Source organism: Acinetobacter sp. S54, from assembly GCF_016624945.1.
In the GTDB taxonomy this organism is placed as follows: domain Bacteria; phylum Pseudomonadota; class Gammaproteobacteria; order Pseudomonadales; family Moraxellaceae; genus Acinetobacter.
On the sequence record NZ_JACVUI010000003.1, the window covers coordinates 357984 to 374852 of the forward strand.

Genomic DNA, 16869 nt, shown 5'->3' on the forward strand with positions numbered 1-16869 from the left:
ATGCGGCACACACATTTATTAATGCCTTTGGCACTTGTTAGTGCTATGGCGGCAGTACAACAAGCATATGCAGCGAATGACTTCATTGCACGAGATATTAAAGTCGAAGGTTTAGTTCGCTTAACTCCTGCAAATGTTTATACCATGTTGCCGATAAACAGTGGCGATCGTGTTGACGATCCAACCATTGCTGATGCCATTCGTACGCTTTATGCGACGGGCTTATTTGATGATATTCAAACTTATAAGCAAAATGATGTTTTGGTTTTCAAGGTTGTAGAACGTCCTGTTATTTCAAAAATTGAATTTAAAGGTAATAAGCTAATCCCTAAAGAAGCCTTACAGGATGGCTTAAAGAAAATGGGTGTTGCTGAAGGGGAAGTTCTTAAAAAATCTTCTTTACAAACTCTTGAAACAGAACTTGAGCAACAATACACGCAGCAAGGCCGTTATGATGCGGATATTAAGGTCACGACGACAGCTCGCCCGAATAACCGTGTAGATTTAACAATCGAGTTTTATGAAGGTAAGCCTGCAAAGGTTTTTGATATTAATATCATTGGTAACACTGTATTTAATGATGATGATATTAAGCAGGTTTTTGCAGTTAAAGAATCGGGCTGGGCTTCTGTCGTCACTCGTAATGACCGTTATGCACGTGAAAAAATGGCTGCAAGCCTTGAAGCATTGCGCGCATTATATTTGAATAAAGGTTATATCAACTTCAATATCAATAACTCACAATTAAATATCAGTGAAGATAAAAAACACATCTTTATTGAGGTTTCTGTGGATGAAGGCCAGCAATTCAAATTTGGTGAAACCAAGTTTCTAGGTGATGCGCTGTATAAGCCTGAAGAATTGCAGGCATTAAAAATTTATAAAGATGGTGACACTTATTCGCAAGAAAAAGTGAATGCGGTGAAGCAATTATTATTGCGTAAATATGGAAATGCAGGTTATTACTTTGCGGATGTGAACATGGTTCCGCAAATTAATAATGAAACTCGTACGGTTGATATGAATTATTATATTAACCCGGGTCAACAAGTTACTGTGCGCCGCATTAACTTCGCTGGAAATAGTAAAACCTCTGACGAAGTTTTACGTCGTGAAATGCGTCAAATGGAAGGTGCACTCGCCAGTAATGAAAAAATTGACCTGTCCAAGGTAAGACTTGAGCGTACAGGCTTCTTTAAAACCGTTGATGTTAAGCCAGTTCGTGTGCCTAATTCGCCCGATCAGGTGGATTTGAATGTCAATGTTGAGGAACAGCATTCTGGAACCACTACTTTGGCAGTGGGGTACTCTCAAAGTGGCGGTGTGACGTTTCAGGCAGGTTTGAGTCAGACTAATTTCTTAGGCACAGGTAATCGTGTTGCAATTGATTTATCTCGTTCAGAAACACAGGATTACTATAACCTGAGTGTAACCGATCCTTACTTTACGATTGATGGAGTAAGTCGTGGTTATAACGTGTACTATCGCAAAACCAAGCTAAATGATGACTATAACGTTAGTAACTATGTAACTGACAGTATTGGTGGTAGTTTAAGCTTTGGTTATCCAATTGATGAAAACCAGAACTTAAGTGCATCTATTGGTGTTGATAATACCAAAGTCACTACAGGTCCATATGTTTCGACGTATGTACGTGATTACTTGCTTAAAAATGGCGGTAAAGCGACAGGTCAAGGTTCATATTGTGATGGTGATTATGAGCTGAATTCAGAGACAAATGAATACGAATGTACTGGCCAGATGCTCCCTTACGATAATGAGTTTGAAGGTGAGTTCTTTACTTATAACTTAAATCTGGGTTGGTCGTACAATACTTTAAACCGTCCAATTTTCCCGACATCCGGGATGTATCATCGTTTAAATCTCGAAGTTGGTTTACCTGGTGGTGATGTAGATTATCAAAAAGTCACTTATGATACTCAGGCTTATTTCCCATTAGGTCACGATTTTGTATTACGTGGTTATGGTAAGTTGGGTTATGGTAATGATTTGCCATTCTATAAGAACTTCTTTGCCGGTGGTTATGGTTCGGTGCGAGGTTATGATGTCAATACCTTGGGTCCTAAATATCCAGGTGTGACTTATAATGAAAGTAAAACACGTGACTGGGATCCAGAGGAAGTTGGGGGTAATGCCTTAGTACAATTTGGTGCTGAACTTGCCTTACCACTACCATTTAAAGGTGATTGGACACGTCAAGTTCGTCCTGTACTGTTTGCTGAAGGCGGTCAAGTTTTTGATACTCAATGTAAAACAGCCACTGGTAATCTTTATTTAAATGGCTCTACAACTCCTGTTGATGCCGAAAAATATTGTAAAGATAATTATAATTTGGATTTAAGCAATCTTCGTTATAGTGTGGGTGTCGGCTTTACGTGGATTACCATGATTGGTCCTCTATCATTAAGTTACGCATTCCCATTAAATGATAAAGATGGTGATGAAACCAAGGAAATTCAGTTTGAAATTGGCCGTACTTTCTAGTACGGTCTCTGTTCGGGTGATTAATTGTTAAAATACTCCTGTATAGGGAAGTGAAAATGAATAAATTAGCAACAGTTGTATTGGGTCTCGGTTTAGCTATATCTGGCTTAACGCAGGCTGCGGGCGTGGGCTTTGTAGATTTGGCAAAAGTTGTAGATAGTAGTACTTATCTTAAGCAACAAAATGCCAGCTTGAATCAATCGGTGAAACCGACCACGACAAAACTTGAACAGTTAGGTAAAGAACTGGATGGCTTACGCCAAAAAGCTGAAACTGAAGGTCGTAATATGAAAGAGGCTGATGTGCAAAAGCTCAATCAGCAATATCAGACCAAATTAAGCGAGTTTAATTCAACACAGCAGGGTTTACAGTCCCGTGTTCAAGGGACTTTGCAGACCATGAATAACACTTTTGAGACACGTGTCAAACAAGCTGCTGAACAATTACGTCAAGAAAACAATTTAGACTTTATTTTGAATAAAAATGCTGCAGTTGCCTATGACGCTAAGAACGATTTAACTGATAAAATGATTCAAAAGGTTAATGCAATTAAATAATCAATGAAAGCACGCAGTTATCGTTTGGAAGATTTGGCTCATCTTGTTCAAGGTGAGCCTTTGGGCAACAAAGACCTCACTTTTACTGGATTGGCAAGTCTTGAACATGCCAATTCTAGTCAGATTTCATTTGTGAATGGCGACAAATATTTAGAAGCCGCACAAAATTCTCAAGCAGGCGCTTTAATTATTCCTGTTGAATTAAAAGATCAATTGGCTCAGCAAAAAAACTTTATCATCGTCAATAACCCTTATCTGGCTTTTGCTCAACTCACTCATGTATTTGAGAAAAAAATTGAGCAGACTGGTATTGAAAGCACAGCACAAATTCATCCATCGGCTCTAATCTCAGAGAGTGCCTATATTGGACATTATGTGGTGATTGGTAAAAATTGTGTGGTGGGTGATAATACTGCTATTCTTGCCCATTCTACACTTGATGATTATGTTGAAATTGGTAAGGGTTGTTTTATCGACTCGCATGTGACTTTAACAGGTGAAACCAAACTCAAAGATCGCGTTCGTATTCATGCTAATACAGTGATCGGTGGTGAAGGTTTTGGCTTTGCCCCTTATCAGGGAAAATGGCATCGAATCGTACAATTAGGTTCAGTTCAGATTGGAAATGATGTTCGGATTGGTTCAAATTGCAGTATTGATCGTGGCGCTTTAGATGACACTATTTTAGAAGATGGGGTTATTATTGATAACCTTGTGCAAATCGCCCATAACGTACACATCGGTGCTAATACTGCTATTGCAGCAAAAACAGGGATTGCTGGAAGTACTACGATTGGCAAAAACTGTATCATTGGTGGAGCGTGTGGTCTTGTAGGACACATTAGTATCGCTGATAATGTGACATTAACAGGAATGTCAATGGTCACAAAAAGTATTTTTGAATCTGGTATATATTCTTCAGGAACAGGACTTTTTGAAAATAGTCATTGGAAACGAACAATTGTTCGCCTTAGACAATTAGCAGATGTGCCATTGACCCAAATACTCAAACGACTCGATCATATGCAGGCTCAAATAGAGTCTCTTGAATCAACCTTTAAATTGCGTAAATAGAAATATGATGACTGAGTCAAAAACTCCCGCGTTTACGATCCCTGAATTGCCAATGCACGTTCAAACCATTCGTGAATATCTGCCACATCGTTATCCATTTTTACTGGTTGACCGTGTGGTTGAAGTAACTGAAAATTCCATCGTTGGTTACAAAAATGTTTCAATCAACGAAGAGTTTTTGCAAGGACATTTTCCTGAATATCCAATTATGCCAGGTGTATTAATTGTAGAAGCATTAGCTCAAGTTTCAGGTGTTCTTGGCTTTATCATGAATAATGAGAAGCCCAAAGCAGGTTCCTTGTTCCTTTTTGCAGGTGCAGAGAGAGTGCGTTTTAAGAAACAAGTTGTTGCAGGTGACCAACTCGTTTTAAAATCTGAATTAGTCATGCAGAAACGCGGTATTTATAAATATAATTGTACGGCGACTGTTGATGGCATCGTAGCAACAACCGCTGAAATTATGATTTCGCACCAGATAACAGAGCAGGCATGAGTAATAACGATCTAATTCATTCTACCGCTATTATTGACTCATCTGCAGTAATTGCTCCAGATGTCGAGATTGGCCCTTTTTGTGTAATTGGGCCCAATGTAAGCATTGGTACAGGTACAAAACTTCATTCACATGTTGTGATTGGGGGATTTACACGTATTGGCGAGCATAATGAAATTTTTCAGTTCGCCAGTGTTGGCGAGATTTGCCAAGATTTAAAATATAATGGTGAAGAAACATGGCTGGAAATTGGTAATAATAACCGCATTCGTGAACACTGTAGTCTGCATCGTGGAACCATTCAGGATAATAGTTTAACTAAAATTGGTCATAACAACCTGTTAATGGTCAATACTCATATTGCTCATGATTGTGTGGTAGGCGATAACAATATTTTTGCCAATAATGTCGGTGTGGCAGGACATGTCCATATTGGTGATTATGTCGTTATTGGGGGGAATTCAGGAATTCATCAATTTTGTAAAATTGATTCCTACAGTATGGTGGGTGGGGCATCTTTAATTTTAAAAGATGTACCGGCTTATGTAATGGTTTCTGGTAATCCTGCACACGCATATGGAATGAATGTTGAAGGGATGCGTCGTAAGGGTTGGTCAAAAAATGTGATCAATGGCTTACGTGAATCTTTTAAAGTTATCTATAAATCAGGTCTTACGACTGAACAGGCACTTGAAAAAATTCGCACTGAAATTTTACCCGAAATTTCGGAAGTTCAGTTATTGGTTGATTCAGTTGAGTCGTCAAAGCGCGGTATTATTCGTTAATTCTGCTAATCTTTAAAAAACAAAAAAGACACATTTGAAATGTGTCTTTTTTGTTTTTTAAAAGGCTTTATTTTTTGATAAAACCAGCTTCTTCAGATTGCGGATAGCGACTAAGAAGTTTGTTCTTATATTGGGTAGCTATAGCAGGTTTGCGATCTACATCTTTTGCGATGCTATAGAGCTGGTATAAAGAGCGCGGCGCTTTACTGGAGGTGGGATATTTATCTGCCACAATTTGATAGTTTTTCTTGGCTTGAGCATAATTGACAGGATCAGTTGCTAAATGAAATTCAGCAAGCCAGAAATAAGCATTGGGTGTGTAAATACTGTCTGGATGATTTTTAATAAAATTTTCCATTGGTGCAATGGCTTTTTTTGCACCACCTTGTTTGTATGCGTCCAAAGCAACAGTATAAGCCGCTTTATCAAGTTCATTTGAATCTTTATTCTCTGTTGCTGTCTGTGCAGTATTTGATGCGGGTTGTTGATCGTTTTGAATTGCTGGTTCGGCGGGAGTTGGTTGGGGATCAGCATTTACTGGTGCTTGTGCATTATTGCTAATAGCAGGTGTCGCACCATTGGCATCTGTTGCCGCATTTTCATCTGTTGCAGCACTATCAGGATCTACTTTTTGGTTTAATAGTTCCAAGCGTTGATCTAGATCGGTATAACGATTTGCCAAGTCTTTTTTGAGTTGATCGATTGCATGTGCTTGTTCTTCAAGCTGGCCACGTAATACACGTATATCATTTTCTAACTGCTGATTCTTTTGCATCAATTGCCAGTTCAGATTTGTCGCTACAGGTTGATCATTTGTCGCTGATATTGATCCAGAGTTGGATTGGCTTAAGCCCCGAGATTCAATCGGAACATTGGCATAAATAGAAGAGCCACAGAGTAGGGTAATCGCGAATAAAGAATGCTTTTTTAGCATAAGCCACAATCCATAATTTTAAATATAACGTCAAGCCATGTGTTTGGGAATCATTCAGCTATAAAAACACATTGAAAGCAAATGCCATTAAAAACACCCTGCCGTAGAATTGCAATAAGTAATTACAATATTTTAGCATTTTCATTTTTGATACGGACTTATCGACAAGTAAAGGGGAGCAAATAAATCAATTCTCATAACGAGATTAAGTCATTAAATTTCTTGTGGCTTAAGTGTGAGAAGCCTTATTTTGCAAGTAGATAAGGAGCTGGAAAATGAACAAATCTTTAAATTTGTTGATGATTTAGTCAATTGAAACGAAAACCGTATGAAAAAATGAGATAGCACTTGCAACGCATTTAAAAATCTCTATACTCTGTTCTTGCAATGGTAGCCCTGCTGGTGGCTTCGCAATTGTACTCTGTGAACCCCGCCAGGACCGGAAGGTAGCAACGGTAGCAGATCTATGATGTGCCGAGGTTTTGCTAGTAGGGTTACCACCAGCTATTCTTCTTCAGTCGTTTGACTAATCGCTTTTAGAATTGTATCCATATCATATCCTCGATATTGCAAAAAACGAATTTGCTTGGCTTTTTGTTTTGGATCTTTTTCCACATGAACTCCAAATTTTTTAACTTTAAGCAAATAAGCCTGCTGTAACCAGTCAATATTTTGAATATCTTCTAAAACTAAATTGCTATCCACTTGCTTGTGCTTGAGTGTTTGTTTAATTCGGTTTGGACCTTTCCCTTTACGAATCTGGCTGGATACTACCATTTCAGCTACACGCTGATCACTTTGATACTGACGTTCTGATAACTCTTCAACTAGCGCAAGAACCTCATTTTTATCCTGAGCATAAAGACTGAGTTTTTCGATCAGTTCAGCTTTGGCATATTCTTTACGTGTAAGTAAGGCAAAAGCATAAGAGCGTAAACGACTGCCTGTGAGCAGGGCCTTTTGTGCTTGGTCATTTGAATTTGAATACATAGGTCATCCCAAATGAAAAACGCCCCGCAGGGCGTTCAATCTCGACTTAATTAGCTTTCTAAAAAGTCTGGTTGTTCTTCATCCTCATGTTCGGCGCTATTTGCCACTGGGGTGCTAGTCAGTAATTGCTCACGAATTTGTTTTTCAATTTCTTGAGCAATTTGAGTATTTTCTTCAAAATAACGAATTACGTTATTTTTACCTTGACCAATTTTATTGCCCTTATAAGAATACCAAGCACCTGCTTTTTGTACGATTTCCTGTTGTACTGCTAAATCGACTACTTCACCCAGTTGGTTGGTGCCTTTACCATACATAATCTGGAACAATGCTTCTTTAAATGGAGGCGCCATTTTGTTTTTTACGACTTTGACTTTTGTTTCAGAACCTACAATTTCATCGCCTTCTTTGACCTGTCCAACACGACGGATATCTAAACGAACAGACGCATAGAACTTCAGTGCATTACCACCTGTGGTTGTTTCTGGGCTACCAAACATCACACCAATCTTCATACGAATCTGGTTGATGAAGATTACCATGCAGTTTGAGCGTTTGGCATTACCTGTAATTTTACGTAATGCTTGACTCATTAAACGAGCTTGCAAGCCCATATGTGAATCACCCATTTCGCCTTCAATCTCAGCACGAGGGGTCAATGCAGCAACAGAGTCGACTACAATTAAGTCAATTGCACCTGAACGAACCAACATATCTGCGATTTCAAGTGCCTGCTCGCCATTGTCAGGCTGTGAAACCAATAAATTGTCGATGTCTACGCCAAGCTTACGAGCATATTGTGGATCGAGTGCGTGTTCAGCATCGATAAATGCGCAAGTGCCGCCAGCTTTTTGGCATTGGGCAATGGCTTGTAAAGTCATGGTTGTTTTACCAGATGACTCAGGGCCATAAATCTCAACAATACGGCCTTTTGGTAGACCACCAATACCCAGTGCGATATCGAGCGTTAAAGAGCCTGTAGAGACTGCTTCAACCGCCTGTACGGTATTGTCACCTAGGCGCATTACTGTATTTTTACCAAACTGTTTTTCAATCTGGCTCAAAGCGGCATTTAATGCCTTGCTTTTATTATCATCCATCTCACAACCTCAAAACTGTGTATATCACTATCATTCAAAGTGGATGTGTCGAATTTTAACCTCGTTCCACCTGTGTATAGTGACAGATTTATTTTTAATATTCCATGTCAAGATTATGCCAGTACGACATAATATGACGTGTATAAGCAGCCATTCAATTAATCATCATGATAAGACCACGATTGGTCAAATTGTTGATCATTTTCTTGTTTAAACTTACTGATTTGTCGACGATCTTTTTTAGATGGACGATGATCAGGTCGCGCTAGATTATGCAATTTTCTTTGTGATGCAATCAACTCCCGGCGCGCTAAACTTACTTCTGTTTCTTCATAAAGTAATTGTGCTACTGGAGCAGGGCCTCGTGTTGCAGAAAGCGCTTTGATCACTACAGTTTTTCGCTCAAAACCTTGCTGAATAGTAAGTTCCATACCAACACGAATTTCTTTCGATACTTTGACTCGTTCGTTGTCATGGTGAACTTTACCACCTTCAATGGCTGCTTTGGCAATGGACCTCGTTTTAAAGAAACGTGCTGCCCAAAGCCATTTATCGACTCGCATCGAGTCATTTGTATTTTGTTCAAGCTGTTTTGACATCAACATCCTTAACTTGAGATTGCGGTAAATAAGAAAAAAGTTCAACTAAACTATGAATAGCTGGATAGTTCAGTGTTGCCAGATCACGGGCCGGTTTTAAGCTTGAAGGTTGAGTAATAGTAATGAGCTTCTCGATTCCAAACTGTTTGGCGCCTTCAAGAACCTGAGCTGTGTCATCTACTAAAATAACTTGTGTAGGATCAAATGGATACAGGTCTTTTAGAGTTTGCCAAAAACCAATATCTTCTTTAGCAAAACCTAACTGTTGGCTACTGACTAAGACTTCAAAATAAGGGCGAAGTGCAATATTTTCAAGTTTAAGTTTTAAGCTTGGCTGATCAGCATTGGTGACTAACCAGCAACGATAGCCCTCATTATTAAGACTTTTTAAGAGCTCAAAACATCCCGGTCTTGGCTGGATTTTATGTTGAAATTCTTGTTGTAATTTTAAAACATCTACACCGACTTTTGCTGTCCAATAATCTGAAGAATACCAGCATAGTGTATGATTGTGTTGTTGATAGAACTGAAATAAGGTATCGCGACTTTGTTGCAGTGAGCATTGATTTATCTGTGCGTGGCGTATAGGCAGGCACTGATTCCAGATGAAATCATCAAAACTTAAGTCAAGTAGCGTACCGTCCATATCAAATAGGACAATAGGCAAAGTCGAAGAATTACAATTTGGCATAACGGGATAATCTATGTTTATTAAAACTCATGCGCCACAGGATGCATTGATCATGCAATTGTTACCTGTATTACAGGAAGCGAGTCAAATTCTTTTTGAAGAATACCAAAGTTATACCGCAGGAAGCGAGTTTAATATTCACCAGAAAAGTGATAATTCACCTGTGACTCAGGCTGATTTAAAGATAAATCGTTTTTTAATGAAAGCATTAGCCAAGATTCAGCCTATATATCCAGTATTATCCGAAGAAAATGATAATTCTGATCGACACGAATGGCCAATTTGCTGGATGCTTGATCCTCTGGATGGAACCAAAGAATTTATTCATGAGCGAGATGAGTTTACGATTAATTTAAGTTTAATTGAAAATACGAAAACTATTTTTTCGATCATTATCGTACCTTGTGAACAGCAGATGTATCTAGGGTTTGTGAATGAACGACCTTATAAATATCAGTTTAATCATGGGCAATGGTGGCGTTATCAAATTGCTGATAAACAAGAGATAACGCAATTACAGGTTGGTTTGAGCCACAGCAGTAAAAATACCAAATATCAGCAGCTGATAACCTTTATTGAACAGGATTATCCCGTGGTTCGGCGTGAAGCAGGAAGTGCCTATAAGTTTTGTATGATGCTTGAGGGGGAGATTGATCTTTATCCTAGATTTCATCCTACTTCAGAGTGGGACACCAGTGCGGGTCAGGGTTTACTGGAAAGTATAGGTGGTGGGCTGATTACGCTAAAAGGGCAACCATTTCAATATAATAAGCGTGATACTATTTTAAATACAGGTTTTTTAGCGTTTACCACGCCAGAAATAAAAGATTTAGCATTAAATGCGCTAAAGCAATTGCAGATTACAGATTGAGAGTTTTTACCTGCATGGTATAGTGGGCAGGTAATGAGAATGACAATATAAGATGATTTATGGCACTTAAGCTATTACCTCCTAGTATGTTACAGGCAATTGATTTATTGCCTGATGGCACTATTCCTGTGACACTTTTTACACGACATTCGATTCGTGAAATTGTGAATGGACAGGGCTTGGCGGGATACGACTTACAGTTAACTGAGCCTGGTCGGGTTTTGGCTCAGGAATGGGGTGCTTGTCTCATCCAAAATACAGGTCGAATCATTCAGCACTGTATTTCTAGTCCTATTCAACGTTGTATTGATACCGCTGCGCTTATGATTGAAGGGGCTGATCAGGTTACACCTACCAGTAACACCCATACGATTGAAATCGTTGAACAGGGTTTATTGGTTGAGCCGGGTAGTTTTGTTCTGGATATAAAAAAAGCCGCGCCTTACTTTCGTGAACAGGGTGCATTGGGATTTATTAATAGTTTTGTTAATAATGCTTTACCCGGTATGAAACATCCTATTACTGGTGTATTTGATGTTCTAGAGCTGATCTATAACACGCATCCCAATACTTCGCAGGGGTTAAGCCTAGCTGTGAGTCATGACACGATTATTGCTGCTATTGTTGCGGTTATTTCTGGTCGAAGTCAGATTGATAAAGAAGATTGGCCTGCCATGATGGAGGGTCTATTCGTCTGGTTTGAAGGAGATGACTTTATCAATAGCCAGCTTAAATGGATTTGGCGAGGTGAAGTTCATCAATTGAATGTAAGTGATTTTATACAGGTTGATCGGCGTTTATAAATGAGCGAACACAGCCAATCATAAAAAGAAGCGTTAAATATTTTTATTATTTCCAGAGCAATAAAAAAAGCCCAGTAGGGCTTTCTTTATTTGCTGCTTAGTTAGAAGCTAATGCTTTAACTTGAGCGTTTAAGCGGCTCTTGTGACGAGCAGCTTTATTTTTGTGGATGATGCCTTTATCAGCCATACGGTCAATTACAGGAACAGCTTTTTTATAAGCTTCTGTAGCAACAGCATAATCACCAGATGCGATTGCGCTTACAGTACGTTTGATGTAAGTACGAACCATAGAACGCAAGCTTGCGTTGTGTTTACGCGCTTTAACGTTTTGACGCGCACGTTTTTTTGCCTGAGCAGAGTTTGCCACTCTTGCACTCCTTGAAATTTGATTGGTCTGGGCGGGCTGAAGTTTCACCGGTTATAGTTAAAACTATCACCAGCCCGTAAACAAGTGCCATATTTTGATGAATCGGTGCGGTTAAGTCAAGTCTTGAGACGTTTTTGCAACGCTTTTGATGGTGATAAATTCTCAAGAACAGGCTAAATTAAGGCAAAAATACTCAGGCTGTTTAAAATATGACAAATATCAAGAATAAAGCCCTCGTTATTGGCGCGACAGGACTGGTGGGAAAAGCGCTTGTAAACCAATTACAAGCAGCACCAGAATTTGAAGATATCACCGTTATTGTACGCAAGGAGCTAGATGAATTTAAAAACTACTCTAAAGTTCAACAATTTTTACTTGAAGATTTTTTGTTACTGAATGATCAGGACGTCAGTGGCTATACACATGCATTTAGTTGTCTGGGTTCAACCATTAAAAAAGCAGGTTCTAAGCAGAAATTTTACGCGATTGATTATGAAATCAATGCTCATTTTGCTGATTTACTTCAGGATAAAGAAACGCATTTACTGGTGGTGAGTGCTTTAGGCGCAAATTCCTCCTCAATTGTGTTTTATAACAGGGTCAAGGGGCAACTCGAAGATTATTTAAAAACATTGACATTAACCAGACTTTCAATCTTTCATCCTTCTTTGTTGATCGGTGAGCGAGAAGAGCAGCGATTATTGGAAAGCGCCGCACAAAAATTATTTTTAAGTTTGCAGAATATTTGGAAGAAACCATTTTTATATAAACCTGTTACCGCAGAACAATTGGCTCATACCATGGTCGTAGCTGCAAATACGCAAATGGAAGCTTTTAAAGTTTATGATAATTTAGCCATACAAATGACCTCATAATGGAGAGCAACATGACAACAGTGCCTTTCGTAACCTGTGATTTACTCGACGACCATCCTGAACATGATATTCAGGTGCTAACACCCTCGTTAGATGGACGTTTTTTTAAAAGTTACGGTGCACGTAAAACATTTGGTGGACAAATTGTGACTGTAAAATGTTTTGAAGATAATTCACGCGTTAAAGAATTATTAGCGACAGATGGAACAGGAAAAGTTCTGGTAGTCGATGGTGGCGCATCCATGCGCTGTGCGTTGATGGGCGATATGATTGCTGAGTCAGCCGTACAAAATCACTGGAATGGCGTGGTGATTTATGGCTGTATTCGTGATGTGGATGCACTTGCTGAACTGGATTTGGGCGTGCATGCATTGGCTGCAATTCCGCAAAAAAGTAACCGTAAAGGCATAGGCGAGGTGGATGTGAATCTGTACTTTGGTGGGGTGACATTTCAATCGGGTGATTTTATCTATGCTGATAACAATGGCATTGTAGTCGCTAAAGAACAACTCACAAATCTATAATAACAGGATAACGTTATGGTGATTCATCAAATTAAGGTCTTGCAATCTCTTACATCAAGTCTTGCCGGAGGGGGGCGTGGAGTCATTGGTACACCGTTTCCCATTCAACCAGAAAAACCAATTAAGCTTTATGAATTTGAAGGATCGCCATTTTGTCGTCGTGTACGAGAGGCTTTGACTTTGCTCAATCTGGATGTTGAAATTTATCCATGTCCTAAAGGTGGTCAAAAGTATCGTCAAATTGTGAAAGAAAAAGGTGGGAAATTACGGTTTCCATTTATGATCGATGAAAATACAGGTGACCAGCTTTTTGAGTCTCAGGAAATTATTCATCATCTTTTCAAAAATTACGGTAGAACTGGAAAAACGCCTAATAAATATAGTCATTATCCTAAAATACCGCTGCCTGAGTTCGCAGGAACACTTTTAAATATGGCACGTGGAGTCTGGGTCGATAAGAAGATCGTAAATCGTGCTGCGCCTGCGCAATTGCTTGAACTTTGGAGTTTTGAGGCCAGCCCCTATTCACGTATTGTTCGCGCAGTGTTGACGGAATTAGAAATTCCTTACATTTTACATAATATACCAAAGGAACGTTGGCAAGATCAGGGGCCAGCAGTGTTACGATTAAAGCCAGGAAAATATGTACCTTTGGTTGGTGGCAAACGTGAAAAAATGCTGCCAGAAATGCAGGGGAAAATGCAAGTTCCTTATTTAGTGGATCCAAATACTGGAGTTAAGCTATTTGAGTCTGCTGAAATTGTGAAATATTTAAAGAAACAATACGGACAAGCCTAAAGTTTCATGGGTAAAAGAATACGGATAAGTTTATGACTTATCCGTGTTTTTGTTTGTATTTTATACGGCTATAAATTTTTCAATCATTCTAAAGTAAGCTTTTATATACAATATGTTAAATTAGTAACAGAATAAAATGCTCAGACAAGGCAGAGGTTTATGACATTAACTCGAGTTCAACCTGTTACCAGTCGTCCAGGTGAAAACGCTTTATTTATTGTATTGGGACTCTCTTTAACCGATGGTGTAAAAGAAAAAGTTATCGATTTTTCAGCAAATTTTTCAGCATTGACGCGTAGCTTAAGAGCACGTTATCCAGATGATAATTTTAATGCTGTTTTGGGCTTCAGTTCAAATGCATGGGATATGTTGTTTGAAGGGCAGCCTAAACCCCACGAGTTAACCACTTTTAAAGAAATTAAAGGGCCAAAATATACTGCTGTTTCGACTGCTGGGGATTTATTTTTCCATATTCGCGCAGACCGTCAAGCTTTATGTTTTGAATTGGCCAGTATTATTCATGAACAATTAAAAGATTTGACTCATCCTGTCGATGAAGTGCATGGTTTCCGTTATTTTGATGGCCGTGCCATTATTGGCTTTGTAGATGGTACAGAAAATCCTGAACCTGAGATTGCCGCAGAATATGCTCTAGTTGGTACGGAAGATCCATTATTTACTGGTGGGAGCTATGCTTTTGTACAAAAGTACATTCATGATATGGATAAATGGCGTGGCTTAAGCGATGAAGAACAGGAAAAAGTGATTGGTCGTAAAAAGTTTAATGATGTTGAGCTAGGTGATGATGTAAAACCGGGAACAGCACATAATAATGTGAGTAAAGCCTATGATGATGAAGGGAATGAACTGAAAATCATGCGCGCCAATATGCCATTTGCTAATCCAAGTAAAGGGGAATATGGAACCTATTTTATCGGCTATGCCAATAAATTTAGTACAACACGTCAAATGTTAGAACATATGTTTCTGGGTAATGCTGAAGGGCATTTAGACCGTTTATTGGACTTTAGCACAGCACAGACAGGAACCTTATTTTTTGTTCCTACCGTTGATTTTCTTGATGATTTAGGCGATGAATGATTTAAGTCGTGGGCAGGCTTAAATAATAAAACCCAAGCGAATGATTTGCTTGGGTTTTTAAGTTGGGATTTTTAAATATTGAATGGGCTAAAATTAAAATCGTTCTGCCATCGCCATATTCCACATTCGATAATAAAAATTTTCATCATCTTTTTCATGGCAATCTAAAAGTTCTCCACCTTTAAAGAAAAAATGTAGTTGTGCATAATTTTTGATTTCACGATCATTAATTCGTTGAGCCAGATGATGTGCCTTAATTTCTGATGGATGTTGTAAGCCAGCTGCCGCGATCATTTCAGACAGAGCATGTAATGTATTTTTCTGAAAATGAAAAACACGATCTGCTTTGGTGGGCACATCGATTGCTTTTTGGCGATCTTTATCCTGTGTGGCGACACCCACTGGACACTGATTGGTATGGCAACTTTGTGCCTGAATACAGCCTACCGCAAACATAAAACCACGTGCGGAATTGACCCAGTCTGCACCAAGAGCAAACGTGCTGGCAATATCAAAAGCACTAATAATCTTTCCACTGGCACCTAGTTTAATCTGATCGCGTATTCCAGCACCAATCAATGTGTTATGTACAAACTGTAAGCCTTCACGTAGAGGCGTTCCGATAAAATCACTAAATTCCACAGGTGCAGCACCTGTACCACCTTCAGAGCCATCTACTACAATAAAATCAGGAATAATTTTAGTGACTAACATGGCTTTCACAATCCCCATAAATTGCCATGGTTGGCCGATACAGAGTTTAAAACCCACGGGTTTTCCACCTGATAGTTCACGTAATTGTTGAATAAAATGCATCATCTCAATTGGCGTGTTAAATGCAGAATGTTTTGGGGGTGAGACACAGTCACGGTCACGTGGCACACCACGGATTTCAGCAATTTCCTCAGTAATTTTATTTTTGGGTAAGATTCCACCGTGTCCCGGTTTTGCGCCTTGAGAAAGTTTAATTTCAATCATTCTGATCTGGGGAAGTGCAGCCTGTTTCTTAAATTTCTCAGGATCAAACTTTCCATCCAGAGTCCGGCACCCAAAATAACCACTAGCAATTTCCCAGACAATATCGCCACCATTTTCCAGATGGTAAGGACTTAAACTTCCTTCACCGGTATCGTGATAAAAGTTGCCCATTTTGGCACCTTTATTCAGCGCACGAATAGCATTGGCACTCAAACTACCAAAACTCATGGCAGAAATATTCATAATCGATGCACTATAAGGCTGTGTGCATTGATGATTACCTATTTCGATACGAAATGTTTTGGGATCTGCGGGGGGGCATGGGGTAATGGAATGCACCATAAAGCGATAGTCGTCTTGATAGACGTTGATGATTGAGCCAAAGGGTTTATCGGCATTTTCATTTTTTGCACGTTGGTAAACCAAACTACGTTGCATTCTTGAAAATGGTAAAGCATCCTGATCGGCTTCAATAAAGTATTGTCTAATTTCAGGTCGAAAATCTTCAAAGAAAAAACGAAAATGTCCCATGATAGGATAATTTCTTAATATGGAATGTTTGCTTTGCAAAATATCATACAGACCAACGAGGCTTAGCAATGCTGTAATGAGCCAGAGTCCATTTAGTACCGTATCTGAAACAAAGTAATAGATGTAATAAGGTGCGTAAGAAATACGAAACCAGCTAATGCTGATTGCAATAATAATGCACAGAAACCAGATGGAATGACGTGAAAAAAAGGTATTTAAAAATTTGTGTCTAATACTTTGGGTCAAATTGGCCATTAAAACAATGTTCCTTTTTTATTGTTATCTAAATTAGC

18 protein-coding genes and 1 other RNA gene are annotated in these 16869 nt (G+C 39.0%); 12 read left to right on the plus strand and 7 right to left on the minus strand.

Translation table 11 applies throughout. The features are described 5' to 3' along the window. Genes bamA through lpxA form a run of 5 tightly spaced genes read left to right on the plus strand, consistent with a single transcriptional unit; the run spans position 1 to position 5414 of the window. On the plus strand, positions 1-2505 hold the full coding sequence (gene bamA / locus IAE20_RS07295; protein WP_200460158.1) for an outer membrane protein assembly factor BamA: 2505 nt from the start codon (positions 1-3) through the stop codon (positions 2503-2505). 56 nt (positions 2506-2561) lie between these two features. Further along, the gene (locus IAE20_RS07300) at positions 2562-3062 is read left to right on the plus strand and encodes an OmpH family outer membrane protein (RefSeq protein ID WP_200460159.1); all 501 of its coding nucleotides are present in this window, start codon (positions 2562-2564) and stop codon (positions 3060-3062) included. 3 nt (positions 3063-3065) lie between these two features. Further along, the gene (gene lpxD / locus IAE20_RS07305) at positions 3066-4136 is read left to right on the plus strand and encodes a UDP-3-O-(3-hydroxymyristoyl)glucosamine N-acyltransferase (protein ID WP_200460160.1); all 1071 of its coding nucleotides are present in this window, start codon (positions 3066-3068) and stop codon (positions 4134-4136) included. 7 nt (positions 4137-4143) lie between these two features. Further along, positions 4144-4629, plus strand: coding sequence for a 3-hydroxyacyl-ACP dehydratase FabZ (gene fabZ, locus IAE20_RS07310; protein ID WP_200460161.1), 486 nt, complete (start codon positions 4144-4146; stop codon positions 4627-4629). Next, complete coding sequence (lpxA, locus tag IAE20_RS07315; protein ID WP_200481923.1) at positions 4626-5414, plus strand: acyl-ACP--UDP-N-acetylglucosamine O-acyltransferase; 789 nt, start codon at positions 4626-4628, stop codon at positions 5412-5414. Before fabZ ends, lpxA begins: the two co-directional genes overlap by 4 nt. Positions 5415-5481: 67 nt before the next feature. Here lpxA and IAE20_RS07320 read toward each other — a convergent pair whose 3' ends face one another. Further along, on the minus strand, positions 5482-6348 hold the full coding sequence (locus IAE20_RS07320; protein ID WP_200481922.1) for a YbgF trimerization domain-containing protein: 867 nt from the start codon (positions 6346-6348) through the stop codon (positions 5482-5484). Positions 6349-6745: 397 nt separating this feature from the next. Here IAE20_RS07320 and ffs point away from each other — a divergent pair. Next, an RNA gene (gene ffs, locus IAE20_RS07325) (signal recognition particle sRNA small type) lies at positions 6746-6842 on the plus strand. A gap of 10 nt (positions 6843-6852) precedes the next feature. Here the strand turns inward: ffs and IAE20_RS07330 are convergent. The 4 genes from IAE20_RS07330 to IAE20_RS07345 all read right to left on the minus strand — a co-directional run bounded on the left by IAE20_RS07330 (position 6853) and on the right by IAE20_RS07345 (position 9728). Next, the gene (locus IAE20_RS07330; protein WP_200481921.1) at positions 6853-7338 is read right to left on the minus strand and encodes a regulatory protein RecX; all 486 of its coding nucleotides are present in this window, start codon (positions 7336-7338) and stop codon (positions 6853-6855) included. A gap of 50 nt (positions 7339-7388) precedes the next feature. Next, positions 7389-8438: a recombinase RecA gene (gene recA, locus IAE20_RS07335; RefSeq protein WP_200460165.1), complete on the minus strand. Its 1050-nt coding sequence runs from the start codon at positions 8436-8438 to the stop codon at positions 7389-7391. 158 nt (positions 8439-8596) lie between these two features. Continuing rightward, positions 8597-9037 (minus strand): RNA-binding S4 domain-containing protein, encoded by a 441-nt coding sequence (locus IAE20_RS07340; RefSeq protein ID WP_200460166.1) that lies wholly within the window; start codon positions 9035-9037, stop codon positions 8597-8599. Then, positions 9021-9728 (minus strand): HAD-IA family hydrolase, encoded by a 708-nt coding sequence (locus IAE20_RS07345; protein ID WP_200481920.1) that lies wholly within the window; start codon positions 9726-9728, stop codon positions 9021-9023. The genes IAE20_RS07340 and IAE20_RS07345 overlap by 17 nt, the downstream gene beginning before the upstream one ends. Positions 9729-9741: 13 nt before the next feature. On the opposite strand from IAE20_RS07345, the gene IAE20_RS07350 reads away from it, so the two are divergent. Both IAE20_RS07350 and IAE20_RS07355 read left to right on the plus strand, forming a co-directional pair. Then, the gene (locus tag IAE20_RS07350; RefSeq protein WP_200481919.1) at positions 9742-10599 is read left to right on the plus strand and encodes a 3'(2'),5'-bisphosphate nucleotidase CysQ; all 858 of its coding nucleotides are present in this window, start codon (positions 9742-9744) and stop codon (positions 10597-10599) included. A 59-nt stretch (positions 10600-10658) separates the two neighbouring features. Further along, on the plus strand, positions 10659-11402 hold the full coding sequence (locus IAE20_RS07355) for a phosphoglycerate mutase family protein (protein WP_200460169.1): 744 nt from the start codon (positions 10659-10661) through the stop codon (positions 11400-11402). 97 nt (positions 11403-11499) lie between these two features. On the opposite strand, the gene rpsT is transcribed toward IAE20_RS07355, so the two are convergent. Continuing rightward, positions 11500-11769, minus strand: coding sequence for a 30S ribosomal protein S20 (gene rpsT, locus IAE20_RS07360; protein WP_004987979.1), 270 nt, complete (start codon positions 11767-11769; stop codon positions 11500-11502). A gap of 209 nt (positions 11770-11978) precedes the next feature. Between rpsT and IAE20_RS07365 the strand changes: the two genes are divergently transcribed. The 4 genes from IAE20_RS07365 to IAE20_RS07380 all read left to right on the plus strand — a co-directional run bounded on the left by IAE20_RS07365 (position 11979) and on the right by IAE20_RS07380 (position 15067). Continuing rightward, a complete protein-coding gene (locus tag IAE20_RS07365; protein ID WP_200460170.1) occupies positions 11979-12644 on the plus strand; it encodes a nucleoside-diphosphate sugar epimerase in 666 nt (221 codons plus the stop codon). An 11-nt stretch (positions 12645-12655) separates the two neighbouring features. Continuing rightward, positions 12656-13168: a ribonuclease E activity regulator RraA gene (gene rraA / locus IAE20_RS07370; RefSeq protein ID WP_200460171.1), complete on the plus strand. Its 513-nt coding sequence runs from the start codon at positions 12656-12658 to the stop codon at positions 13166-13168. Positions 13169-13183: 15 nt separating this feature from the next. Next, positions 13184-13966: a glutathione S-transferase N-terminal domain-containing protein gene (locus tag IAE20_RS07375; RefSeq protein ID WP_200481918.1), complete on the plus strand. Its 783-nt coding sequence runs from the start codon at positions 13184-13186 to the stop codon at positions 13964-13966. 159 nt (positions 13967-14125) lie between these two features. Continuing rightward, positions 14126-15067, plus strand: a complete 942-nt coding sequence (locus IAE20_RS07380; protein WP_200481917.1) for a Dyp-type peroxidase — start codon at positions 14126-14128, stop codon at positions 15065-15067. 93 nt (positions 15068-15160) lie between these two features. On the opposite strand, the gene IAE20_RS07385 is transcribed toward IAE20_RS07380, so the two are convergent. Beyond that, positions 15161-16831, minus strand: coding sequence for an FMN-binding glutamate synthase family protein (locus IAE20_RS07385; protein WP_200481916.1), 1671 nt, complete (start codon positions 16829-16831; stop codon positions 15161-15163). Positions 16832-16869 lie beyond the last annotated feature (38 nt).